The organism is Pseudomonas ulcerans, assembly GCF_036324125.1.
Lineage (GTDB): Bacteria > Pseudomonadota > Gammaproteobacteria > Pseudomonadales > Pseudomonadaceae > Aquipseudomonas > Aquipseudomonas ulcerans.
Genome location: NZ_JAZDQN010000018.1, coordinates 16,336 through 28,526, shown reverse-complemented (window position 1 = coordinate 28,526; position 12,191 = coordinate 16,336). Strand labels below are relative to the sequence as shown.

The following is a 12,191-nucleotide window of genomic DNA, read 5'->3' as shown; positions in this document are numbered from 1 at the left end:
TCGCGACGAGACCGTCAGCCCTCGACTACACAGCCCAGGGCCAGCGCAATCCGCCGCAACTCCGGGGCATCCCCGTCAACGCGCACCACCAGCCCCTCGATCTCCCGCCGCACCGGGTACTGCTTGCGCAGCACATCGAACGCCACCTTCTGCGCCGCCGGGTCATCCCCCAGGCTTCGGCGGAAATCCGCATCGTCGCGGCGCGGGTCGTACACCGCCCGGCACAGGGTCGCCAGGGCCCAGGCCGGATCGCAGTCGGCCTGCAGCTCCATGCGCGCCAGCCAGGGTCGGGGCAGCAGGTCCGCCAGTTGCACCTGTTCCGCCTCGCCGCGCCAGGCACAGAAAGCCTGGTAGATCTGCGCCGTGCCGCGCTGCTTGCCATCGAGGCTGTAGCCGGCGATATGCGGGGTGGCGATGACGCACAGGTCGGCCAGGTCCACATCCACCAGCGGCTCTTCCTCCCACACATCCAGCACCGCCAGCACGTCCTCGCGCTGCAGCAGCAGCTCGCGCAGGGCGAGGTTGTCGATCACCGGTCCGCGGGCAGCGTTGATCAGCCAGGCGCCCTGGCGCAGTTGCGCCAGGCGCGGCGCATCCAGCAGGTGCCAGGTGGCTTGCTCGCCGGAGCGCGTCAGCGGGGTGTGCAGGCTGATCACGTCGCAGTCGGCGAGAATCCGTTCCAGCCCGACATAATCACCGCCCTCCGCCGCCTGCCGTGGCGGGTCGCAGACCAGCACCTTCCAGCCCAGGCCGCGCAACACCTGCACCAGGCGCCCGCCCACCTCGCCGGCGCCGACCACGCCGTAGGTGCGCGTGGCCAGGTCGGCGCCGTCCAGTTCGGCCAGGGTCAGCAGGCTGCCGAGCACATAGTCCACCACACCGCGGGCGTTGCAGCCCGGCGCGCTGGACCAGTGGATACCGGCTTCGGCGAACCAGCCCAGGTCGAGGTGGTCGGTGCCGATGGTGCAGGTGCCGACGAAGCGCACCCGACTGCCTTCGAGCAGCGCGCGGTCGACCTTGGTCACCGAGCGCACCAGCAGCAAGTCGGCGTCGCGCACGCAGTCGCGGTCGATGGCCCGGCCGGGATAGCGGCGGATCTCGCCGAAGCCTGCGAAGAAGGCATCGAGGAGCGGGATATTTTCGTCGGCGACTATGAGCATGGCGATCTCCTTGAGGGGACCGCAGTGTAGGGGCAGAGCGGGAGGCGAGCCATTGGTTTTTCCAGGCTGGCGGCGGCGTAGGAGCTGCGTCAGCTGCGAAGGACCGTGAAACGGTCCCGGTTCCCGATCTGAAGCCAGGCCAATGGTCTCTCACGGCTGTAGATGGGGAACCGGGACCGCTACGCGCTCCTTCGCAGCTAACGCAGCTCCTACGATCGATGTGCAGTCTCGCGGACAGTGTTTCCTGACCGGTTCGTCAAGGCGTAGTATTGCCGGCTTTCCGCTGCAGCCCCAGACGAACACATGACCAGCATCACCCTCTCCCGCCCCGCCCGCATCCGCACCGAAGTGCGCAGCCTGATGCACCTGGCGACGCCGATCATCGTCGCGCAACTGGCGACCACCGCCATGGGCTTCGTCGATGCGGTGATGGCCGGCCGCGTCAGCCCCGGCGACCTGGCGGCCGTGGCCCTGGGCAACTCGATCTGGATTCCGGTGTACCTGTTGATGACCGGCATCCTGCTGGCCACCACGCCCAAGGTGGCGCAGCGCTTCGGCGCCGGCCAGCACGGCGAGATCGGCCCGCTGGTGCGCCAGGCGCTGTGGCTGGCGCTGGTGGTGGGCCTGCTGGCCAGCGCCCTGTTGCTCGGCGCCGAACCCATCCTGCGCGCGATGAAGGTCGATCCGTCATTGATCGGCCCGAGCATGGGCTACCTGCAAGGCATCGCCTTCGGTTTCCCCGGCATTGCCCTGTACTACGTGCTGCGTTGCTACAGCGACGGCCTCGGACGCACGCGACCGAGCATGGTCATCGGCCTGTGCGGCCTGCTGTTGAACATCCCGCTGAACTGGATCCTGATCTACGGCCACTTCGGCCTGCCGGCGCTGGGCGGTGTCGGTTGCGGCTGGGCCACCGGCATCGTCGGCTGGTTCATGGCCCTGAGCATGGCCGGCTGGAGCCGCTGGGCGCCGGCCTATGCCAGCAGCCGGGTACTGAGCAAGGTCGAGCGCCCGCAATGGCCGGTGATCAAGCGCCTGCTCGGCGTCGGCCTGCCGATCGGCATCGCAGTGTTCGCCGAGTCGAGCATCTTCGCGGTGATCGCCCTGCTGATCGGCAGCCTCGGCCCGACCGTGGTGGCCGGGCACCAGATCGCCCTGAACATCAGCTCCCTGCTGTTCATGATCCCGTACTCGCTGGGAATGGCGGTGACCGTGCGGGTGGGCCAGGCGGTCGGTGCCGGTGATGCCCTCCAGGCGCGCTTCGCCTCACTGGTGGGGCTGGGCACGGCGCTGGTCTTCGCGGCCTTCTCGGCCAGCCTGATCCTGCTCCTGCGCGAGCAGATCGCCTCGATCTACACGCCGGACACGACGGTGATCCAGATCGCCGCGATGCTCATCGTGTTCGCCGCGCTGTACCAGTTCTCCGATGCCATTCAGGTCATCTGCGCGGGCGCTCTGCGCGGCTACCAGGACACCCGGGTGACCATGATCCTGACGCTGTTCGCCTACTGGGGCATCGGCCTGCCGGTGGGCTACCTGCTCGGCCTCACCGACCACCTCGGCCCGGCCAGCGGCCCCAGCGGACTGTGGCAGGGCCTGATCGCCGGCCTGACCTGCGCGGCGCTGATGCTGTCGATCCGCCTGGCGCGCAGCACCCGGCGGCATATCCGCCGGGCCGCGCGCGGCTGAGGCGCCTCAGTCCAGGGTGAAACGCGCGGTGTTGTCGCTGAGGGCACGGCTGCCCTCGCTGAGGCTGTCCGCCGCCTGATTGACCGCCCGCGCCCCTTCCAGCAGACGCCCGGCCGCCTGGTCGACCTGCTGGATATTGCCGCTGACCTCATCGGCGGTGCCGGTCTGCTCTTCCACCGCCGTGAGGATCTGCGCCAGGGTATCGGTCACCCCCTGCACCGCCCCGGCGATCTCACCCAGGCGCAGGCCCAGCCCGGTGACCGCCCGGGCATCGCCGACCGCCTGGCCACAGGCGCTTTCCATCAGGCCAACGGCCTGGTCGACCGTGCTGCGCAGGCTGTCCACGGTCGCCGCGATCTGCGCCGTGGATGCCTGGGTGCGCTGCGACAGGCTGCGCACCTCGTCGGCCACCACGGCGAAACCACGGCCCTGCTCGCCCGCCCGCGCTGCCTCGATGGCAGCGTTGAGCGCCAGCAGGTTGGTCTGCTCGGCAATCCCGCGGATGGCATCGACCACCGACTGGATCTGCTGGCCCTGCTCGCTGACCCGCCCCAGCGCCTCGGCGGTCTCGGTCAGGCGGCGATTGAGCTGCTGGATGCTGTCGGTGGTGCGCTGGCTGTCGTGACTGCTGTCTTCCGCAATCCTGCGGGTCTGCCGGGCGCTTTCGGAGGCGTGCTCGCAGCTGCGCGCCACTTCCTGCGAGGTGGCGGCGAGCTGGGTCGCGGCGGCGGCGATCTGGCTGATCTGCTGTTGCTGGCGCTCCACGTCCTGCAAGGTGCCGTTGGCCTGCACGGTCAGGGTCTGCACCGCCGAGCCCACCTGGCGCGTCTCCTGGTTGACCCCCAGCAGGCTGGCGCGCAGTTGCACCACGGCAACGTTCAACGCCTGGCTGATGGTGGCCAGCTCATCGCGGCCCTGCACCGACACCTCGACGCACAGGTTGCCGTCGCGCAGCGACTCGGCAAGGGTGGTGATGCCGCTGGCGCTGCGCCGGATCGACGCCTGCAGGCAAGCGAACAGGTACAGCGCGACGAGCAGCAGCAGGCCGATGGTCACCCCCACCGGGATGAACTCGCGGTTGGACTTGTCGTGGTAGTACTCCAGGCGCTGGTCCAGGGCCTGCAACGACTGCCCGCGCAGGGCGAACATGGCCTCCAGCAAGGCGCCGACACTGGCCTCGAATTCCGCCGGCTTGAGGGTGATGCCGTTGCCGAACACGCCCTGGTCGAGGGTGCCGAGCTCAGCGTCGAGGCGTTTCATGCTCGCCGCGTAGCCATCGGCCCAGCCCTGCAGCTCCGGCGGCAGCCGGGTCTGCAGCGAGCCGGCGGTCTTGAGCATCTGCTCCCGGGCATCGCCGATGCGGCTGCGCAGGTCGCGCATCTGCAGGCGACTCTGCAGGCTGAACTGGCCGGACACCAGCGAAGTCTGGCCGATGCTCGCCATGCGCCCGATGCGCTCGATCAGTTCCGGCGCCTGCTGGGTGGAGAGTTGCATCAACAGGTAGGTTTCCAGCCACGGGTCGAGGATCAGCCCGGTGTCCATGGCGATCTGTTCGCGCAGCGCCTGCAGGTGCCCGAGGCTCGCGGTGAAGCGTTCGTAGCCGTCCGGCCACCAGCCGACACCGCGCAGGGACTGGCTGTCCATGCCGGCCACCGAGGCGCGCAGGGTTTCGTAGCGGGCCAGGGTGTCGGCGCCGGCCTTCTCCCGGTCCAGGGTGGCCTTGAGGTCTTTCAAGCCCTGGTCGATGCGCGGCAGCGTGGCATCGATCTCGCCCATCAACTGGCGGGCCTCGGCCGTGGGCTCACGCAGGATGTCGACGGCTTTCCAGCGCGCGGCGCGATAGCGCTGGGCGGACAGGTCGCGCTCCAGCGCATCGAGCACCAGCAACTGGCGCACCCCCGACTGCTCGCCGGCGATCACTGCCAGCCGGTCACGGTAGTCCATGCCGATCAGCCACAGGCTGGACACCAGCGGCAGCATGAACAAGAGAAACAGCAACTGGAACTTGCGAGCGAAGCCGAAACGCCCCAACAGACGCGCACCCGGTGACAACAGACGGTTCATGACTCACTCCTGCGCATATGGGTACCCTTGAGCGCAAACGTTTCCGCAAACGCCAGGGTGATAGCTTTTCGCTAGCAACCTGTGTGCCGGATACAGGGAAGTCAGGAGGGAGACCGCACGGGAACGGATGCAGCCAGAAGGCTCGCACCCATTCCATGCACGCTGCCGGTGCGGGCGTCACCGGAAGAAACAGCGGAGTAACAGGCAGGGGTGTCAGTCGAGCTTCTTGCGAATCCAGTAGAGGTAGGTGCCACCCTCTTCTTCCTGCTGCACCAGCTCATGTCCGAGGAACACGCAGAACTTGGGAATATCGCGGCGGGTCGAGGGGTCGGTGGCGATCACCTTGAGCAGGCCGCCGGCGGCCAGGTCGCGCACGTATTGATGCAGCATCATCACCGGCTCCGGGCAGTTCAGGCCGGTGGCGTCGAGCACGGCATCGGGGGTGAAATCGGTCATTCGGGTACTCCGCAATTCGGTGATTGATCAGCGTGGCTTGAGGTCGAGACGACGCAGGTGGCAGGTGACTTCCTCGCGGTCGTGATAGAGCTGCTTGCAGCCGATGGAGACCTTGACCTTGCGCGCCTTGAAGCCGTCCTCGATACGCTCCAGCAAGCGCCGCACCTCGGCATAGCGCTGCTTCATCGGCAGCTTGAGGTTGACCACCGCCTCGCGGCAGTGCCCGCCGCCCAGCCAGTCCTCGATCATCGCCGCGGTCCGCGCCGGCTTCTCGACGATGTCGCAGACCATCCAGTCCACGGTCTGCTTCGGCTTCCAGGTGAAGCCATCGACCATCAGGTGCTGGACCAGGCCGGTGTCCATCAGGCTCTCCGCCATCGGCCCGTTGTCGATGGCGGTGACCAGCATGCCGCGGCGCACCAGCTGGTAGGTCCAGCCGCCCGGCGCGGCGCCGAGGTCGACGCCGGTCATGTCGTCGGACAGGCGCTGCTCCCATTGCTCGCGGGGGATAAAGTGGTGCCAGGCCTCTTCCAGCTTGAGGGTCGACCGGCTCGGCGCCTCGCGGGGGAATTTCAGGCGCGGGATGCCCATCGGCCACATCGCCGAATTGTCGGCATCGGCCAGGCCGAGGAACACCCGCCGGCCACTGACGAAGGTCAGCAGCAGGCGCGGGCCCGGGCCGTCCTTGTCCGTCAGGCGCCCGGCCTTGACCAGCGCCTTGCGCAGCGGCACCTCGAACTTGCGGCAGAACGTGGAGAGTTCCTTGCCATCGTTGCTGTCCATCACCTCCAGCCACAGGCTGCCGGCCTGTGGATAACCGGCCAGGTGCTCCAGCAACACGCTGATGCGGTCGGTTTCCGGCAACTCGACGAAGCTGCCGCGGGCCCACTGGCGGGGGAAGATCAACTGCTTGAAACGCAGCGCGCTCATGATCCGCTCGGCGCCCTCGGCATCGTTGCAGATGAATTCGGCACAGGCGCTCGAAGGCTTGGCCTTGGCATAACCGGCCACGCCGAGCAGCGCGGCGTGCTCGCTCATCTCGGAACAGACCTCGCCCTCGAAACCGGGCCGGCAGTGCAGGAACAGGGTATTCATCACGTACTCCAGAACGGTCGACGGGCCATGGCCAGCGACCTTGACCGGGGACAACCCGCCCCGGCGGAAAATCGGCGAATGATAAAGGACTTTCGGAACCGGCGACATGCCCCGCCGGTCCAGTAAAGGGTCGGATCAGCCAAACGGGGCTAATCTGACCGTTCAGCCAGGTCCGTGCCGTGCGGACCATGAAAGAGCCGGTGTAACGGCGACAGCAGGCATGACAGCCGTGCACCGACCCAGAAGGAGTTGGTCAATGTCCTCGCTCGACAGCCTGAAAACCCTCAAGACCCTGGCCGTGAATGGCCGCGATTACCATTACTACAGCCTCGCCGACGCCGCCCGCAGCCTGGGCGACCTGCAGCGACTGCCGATGTCGCTCAAGGTGCTGCTGGAAAACCTGTTGCGCTGGGAGGACGGCGAGACCGTCAACGGCGACGACCTGCGCGCCCTCGCCGACTGGCTGCGCGAACGTCGCTCCGACCGCGAGATCCAGTACCGCCCGGCGCGGGTATTGATGCAAGACTTCACCGGGGTGCCGGCGGTGGTCGACCTGGCCGCCATGCGCGCGGCCATGGCCAAGGCCGGCGGCGATCCGCAGCGGATCAACCCGCTGTCGCCGGTAGACCTGGTGATCGACCATTCGGTAATGGTCGACCGCTACGCCAGCCCCGCGGCCTTCGCCGAAAACGTCGATATCGAGATGCAGCGCAACGGCGAACGCTACGCCTTCCTGCGCTGGGGCCAGAACGCCTTCGCCAACTTCCGCGTGGTACCGCCGGGCACCGGCATCTGCCACCAGGTCAACCTCGAATACCTGGGCCGCACGGTGTGGACCCGCGAGGAAGACGGCCGCACCTACGCCTTCCCCGACACCCTGGTCGGCACCGATTCCCACACCACCATGATCAACGGCCTCGGCGTGCTCGGCTGGGGCGTCGGCGGTATCGAGGCGGAGGCGGCCATGCTCGGCCAGCCGGTATCGATGCTGATCCCCGAGGTGATCGGCTTCAAGCTCACCGGCAAGCTGCGCGAAGGCATCACCGCCACCGACCTGGTACTGACGGTCACGCAGATGCTGCGCAAGAAGGGCGTGGTCGGGAAATTCGTCGAGTTCTACGGTGACGGCCTTGCCGACCTGCCCCTGGCCGACCGCGCCACCCTGGCCAACATGGCACCGGAATATGGCGCCACCTGCGGTTTCTTCCCGGTGGACGAGGTGACCCTGGATTACCTGCGCCTGTCCGGGCGCCCGGCGGACAGCGTGGCGCTGGTGGAGGCCTACTGCAAGGCCCAGGGCCTGTGGCGCGAGCCGGGCCAGGAGCCGCTGTTCAGCGATACCCTGGCCCTGGACATGAACGACGTCCAGGCCAGCCTCGCCGGGCCGAAGCGTCCCCAGGACCGGGTCGCCCTGCCCGGCGTGAGCGCGGCCTTCGATGATTTCCTCGGCCTCAACGCGCGCAAGGCCGGCGCCGAAGGCCATGGCGAGATCCGCTTCGAGTTCGAGGGGCAGCAACACACCCTGAAGGACGGTGCCGTGGTCATCGCCGCCATCACCTCCTGCACCAACACCTCCAACCCCAGCGTGATGATGGCCGCCGGCCTGCTGGCGAAGAAGGCCGTGGAAAAAGGTCTGCAACGCAAGCCCTGGGTAAAGAGTTCGCTGGCCCCCGGCTCCAAGGTCGTGACCGATTACTACAAGGCCGCCGGCCTGACCCGCTACCTCGATGAACTGGGCTTCGACCTGGTGGGCTACGGCTGCACCACCTGCATCGGCAACTCCGGCCCGCTGGCAGAGCCGATCGAAAGTGCCATCGGCAAGGCCGACCTGGTGGTGGCCTCGGTGCTCTCCGGCAACCGCAATTTCGAAGGCCGGGTGCATCCGCTGGTCAAGACCAACTGGCTGGCCTCGCCGCCGCTGGTGGTGGCCTATGCCCTGGCCGGCAGCGTGCGCCTGGACCTGAGCACGCAGCCGCTGGGCAACGACCGCAACGGCCAGCCGGTGTACCTGCGGGACATCTGGCCGAGCCAGCAGGAAATCGCCGCTGCGGTGGCCCGGGTCGATACGCAGATGTTCCACAAGGAATACGCCGAGGTGTTTGCCGGCGACGTGCAATGGCAGGCCATCGAGGTGCCACAGGCGGCCACCTACGTCTGGCAGGACGATTCCACCTATATCCAGCATCCGCCGTTCTTCGACGGCATTTCCGGCCCGCCGCCGAAGATCGAGGACGTGCACGGCGCGCGGATCCTGGCCCTGCTCGGCGACTCGGTGACCACCGACCATATCTCGCCGGCCGGCAACATAAAGGCCGACAGCCCGGCCGGACGCTACCTGCGCGACAAGGGCGTGGAACCGCGTGACTTCAACTCCTACGGCTCGCGGCGCGGCAACCATGAAGTGATGATGCGCGGCACCTTCGCCAATATCCGCATCCGCAACGAGATGCTCGGCGGCGAGGAAGGTGGCAACACCCTGCACGTGCCCAGTGGCGACAAGCTGGCGATCTACGATGCGGCCATGCGCTACCGCGACGAAGGCACGCCGCTGGTGGTGATCGCCGGGCAGGAATACGGCACCGGCTCCAGCCGCGACTGGGCGGCCAAGGGCACCAACCTGCTGGGGGTCAAGGCAGTGCTGGCGGAGAGTTTCGAACGTATCCACCGCTCCAACCTGGTGGGCATGGGCGTGCTGCCGCTGCAGTTCAGTGCCGGGCAGGACCGCAAGCAGCTCAGGCTGACGGGGCGGGAGAAGATCGACATCCTCGGGTTGAGCGGGGCCAGGGTCGAACCGCACATGAGCCTGGACCTGCGTATCACCCGCGAGAATGGCAGCGTGGAGACCATCGCCGTGTTGTGCCGGATCGATACCCTCAATGAAGTGGAGTACTTCAAGGCGGGCGGGATCCTGCACTACGTGTTGCGGCAGATGATCGCGCGCTGAAAGCGCCAGGCACTGCGCGGATCCTGTGGGGGATCCGCGTCGCTTGTGTGTCCTGTGGGTCATTTACGCAGTCGAAGCCTGCATGCCTGCCTTATCGAAAAGGATTCGACATGCGCGCTGTTCTGTTGGTCCTGCTCGGAGCCGGCTATGCCCTGGCCCTGAGCCAGGGCCACCTCGGCCTCGCCAGCCTGCCCGCCTTCGCCCTGCTGCTCTGCAGCGGCTGGCTGGTGCAGCCCGCCCGTGCCCGGCACTGGAACATCCTTGGCCACCTGCTCTTCATCCTGACCGGAGCGGCCCTCGCCCTGCACGGGCTGCCCGGCTTCGACAACGCCTGGGTCATCGACCAGGCACGCTTCAGCGCCGACGCCATCCCCTTCTCCATGCACCTCAACCTGGACAAGCCCATGATCGGCTTCTGGCTGCTGCTGGCCTGTCCATGGATCGTCATGACCCGTCGGCCACGCCCCGGGCTCGCCGCATTGGCAGTGCTGCTGACCAGCCTGGCGTGCCTGGGCAGCGCGTGGTTGCTGGGCCTGGTCGGCTGGCAGCCGAAATGGCCACCCCAGGCCTGGCTGTGGATAACCAACAACCTGCTGCTGGTGAGCCTGGTCGAGGAAGCGCTGTTCCGCGGCTACCTTCAAGGCGGCCTGCAACGCCTGTTCGTCCGGCTACGCCACGGCGACTATCTGGCGTTGCTGCTTGCCGCCCTGCTGTTCGGTCTGGCCCATGTCGGTGGCGGCTGGCCCTGGGTCGCCCTGGCGACGCTGGCCGGGGTCGGTTATGGGCTAGCCTGGCGCCATGGCGGACTGCCGGCGGCGCTGCTGGCGCACTTCGGGCTGAACCTCGCGCATTTCGTGCTGTTCACGTACCCGCTCAAGGCGATTCCATGAACCATCGGTCATTGACTGACTTATGTTGCGAAAGTGTGAAAGAATGCGCGCAAATTACCTGAACGTGACGACTTCACATAGCTCAGGCGGCCTTGGCGAATATTGAGCAAGATCAATAAAAACCAAATATTCATTCAATAATTTCGTGTCCTTGCCGATATCACACGAAAGCCTTGCGGATTGAACAGCTTATGCGTAACAACCAGCCGATTACCCAGAGAGAACGGACTTTCCCTGCCCAACAACGGTTGATCTCGACTACCGATGCCAAGGGTGTGATCACCTACTGCAACGACGCATTCATCGATATCAGCGGTTTTTCGCGCGACGAGTTGATGCGTGCCCCGCATAACCTGGTTCGCCACCCCGACGTGCCGCCGGCGGTCTTCGCCCACATGTGGACGACCCTGAAGCAGGGCCTGCCGTGGATGGGTATCGTCAAGAACCGCTGCAAGTCCGGCGACCATTACTGGGTCAACGCCTACGTCACGCCGATCTTCGAGAACAACCAGGTGGTCGGCTACGAGTCGGTGCGGGTCAAGCCGACCGCCGAGCAGGTGCGCCGCGCCGAAGCCCTGTACAAACGCATCAACGAGGGCAAGTCGGCGATCCCGCGTCGTGACAAATGGCTGCCGGTGCTGCAAGACTGGCTGCCGTTCATCATGGTCAGCCAGATCGGTTTCCTCATCGGCATCTGGCTGGGTCACTCCTGGGGCTTCGCCCTGGCCGCCGCACTCTCAGTGCCGCTCGGCCTGCTCGGCCTGAGCTGGCAGCAGCGCGGCCTCAAGCGCCTGCTGCGCCTGGCCGAGCAGACCACCTCCGACCCGCTGATCGCGCAGATGTATACCGACAGCCGCGGCGTCCAGGCCCGACTGGAAATGGCCATGCTCAGCCAGGATGCGCGCCTGAAGACCTGCCTGACCCGCCTGCAGGACACGGCCGAGCACCTCAACGAGCAGGCCCGTCAGTCCGATGCCCTGGCCCACAACAGCTCGTCCGGCCTGGAGCGCCAGCGCGTCGAGACCGAGCAGGTCGCCGCCGCAGTCAACCAGATGGCCGCCACCACCCAGGAAGTGGCCAACCACGTACAACGCACCGCCGACGCCACCCAGGCCGCCAACCGTCTTACCGACCGTGGCCGCAGCATCGCCGGGGAAACCCGCGAGGCCATCCAGCGCCTTTCCACGGCCGTGGGCGAAACCGGCCAGACAGTCACCCAGCTGGCTCGCGACAGCGACGAGATCGGTGGCGTGGTCGATGTGATCAAGGGCATTGCCGACCAGACCAACCTGCTGGCGCTCAACGCCGCCATCGAGGCAGCGCGTGCCGGCGAGATGGGCCGCGGCTTCGCCGTGGTCGCCGACGAAGTACGCCAGCTGGCGCAACGCACCAGCGAGTCCACCGGGCAGATCCACGGCCTGATCGCCAAGCTCCAGCAGACTGCCAGCAATGCCGTGCAGACCATGGAAGCCGGGCATCGCCAGGCCGAGGAAGGCGTACAGCGGGTGATGGAAGCCGACGAAGCGCTGGTGGGTATCAGCGAAGCGGTGGCCAATATCACCGACATGGCCACGCAGATCGCCGCCGCCACCGAACAGCAGAGCTCGGTGGCCGAGGAAATCAGCCGCAATATCAGTACCATCGCCGCCCTGGCCGACCAGACCTCGGAGCAGGCGCAGCATTCGGCGCTGCTCAGTGAGGAGCTGACGCATACCGCGACGACCCAGTATTCGTTGGTGGAGCGGTTCAACCGCTGAAGTCGACACTGGAATGAAAAAGGCCCGGAAGAGCGATCTTCCGGGCCTTTTTCGTTGAATCCGAGGACCTCATCGCTGGCGGCGAGGCGCGCCCCCTGTGGGAGCGGGTTCACCCGCGATTACGATAGTGAATTCA

General features: G+C 66.9%; 8 protein-coding genes. 4 read left to right on the top strand and 4 right to left on the bottom strand.

Going from position 1 to position 12,191, the window contains the following annotated elements:
- Positions 1-14 precede the first annotated feature (14 nt).
- Positions 15-1,160 (bottom strand): 4-phosphoerythronate dehydrogenase PdxB, encoded by a 1,146-nt coding sequence (gene pdxB, locus V0R59_RS17145; protein WP_330074603.1) that lies wholly within the window; start codon positions 1,158-1,160, stop codon positions 15-17.
- 303 nt (positions 1,161-1,463) lie between these two features.
- On the opposite strand from pdxB, the gene V0R59_RS17140 reads away from it, so the two are divergent.
- Complete coding sequence (locus V0R59_RS17140) at positions 1,464-2,849, top strand: MATE family efflux transporter (protein WP_330074602.1); 1,386 nt, start codon at positions 1,464-1,466, stop codon at positions 2,847-2,849.
- A 6-nt stretch (positions 2,850-2,855) separates the two neighbouring features.
- Here the strand turns inward: V0R59_RS17140 and V0R59_RS31965 are convergent, their stop codons facing one another.
- The 3 genes from V0R59_RS31965 to rlmM all read right to left on the bottom strand — a co-directional run bounded on the left by V0R59_RS31965 (position 2,856) and on the right by rlmM (position 6,464).
- Positions 2,856-3,998, bottom strand: a complete 1,143-nt coding sequence (locus tag V0R59_RS31965; RefSeq protein WP_375547367.1) for a methyl-accepting chemotaxis protein — start codon at positions 3,996-3,998, stop codon at positions 2,856-2,858.
- A 1,128-nt stretch (positions 3,999-5,126) separates the two neighbouring features.
- Complete coding sequence (tusA, locus tag V0R59_RS17130) at positions 5,127-5,369, bottom strand: sulfurtransferase TusA (RefSeq protein ID WP_330074600.1); 243 nt, start codon at positions 5,367-5,369, stop codon at positions 5,127-5,129.
- 27 nt (positions 5,370-5,396) lie between these two features.
- Positions 5,397-6,464, bottom strand: coding sequence for a 23S rRNA (cytidine(2498)-2'-O)-methyltransferase RlmM (gene rlmM, locus V0R59_RS17125; RefSeq protein ID WP_330074599.1), 1,068 nt, complete (start codon positions 6,462-6,464; stop codon positions 5,397-5,399).
- 256 nt (positions 6,465-6,720) lie between these two features.
- On the opposite strand from rlmM, the gene acnA reads away from it, so the two are divergent.
- The 3 genes from acnA to V0R59_RS17110 all read left to right on the top strand — a co-directional run bounded on the left by acnA (position 6,721) and on the right by V0R59_RS17110 (position 12,055).
- Positions 6,721-9,408, top strand: coding sequence for an aconitate hydratase AcnA (acnA, locus tag V0R59_RS17120; RefSeq protein WP_330074598.1), 2,688 nt, complete (start codon positions 6,721-6,723; stop codon positions 9,406-9,408).
- A gap of 110 nt (positions 9,409-9,518) precedes the next feature.
- A complete protein-coding gene (locus V0R59_RS17115) occupies positions 9,519-10,298 on the top strand; it encodes a CPBP family intramembrane glutamic endopeptidase (RefSeq protein ID WP_330074597.1) in 780 nt (259 codons plus the stop codon).
- Between the two features lie 191 nt (positions 10,299-10,489).
- Positions 10,490-12,055 carry a methyl-accepting chemotaxis protein gene (locus tag V0R59_RS17110; RefSeq protein ID WP_330074596.1) on the top strand — a complete coding sequence of 522 codons (1,566 nt, stop codon included), beginning with the start codon at positions 10,490-10,492 and terminating at the stop codon, positions 12,053-12,055.
- Positions 12,056-12,191: the final 136 nt, after the last annotated feature.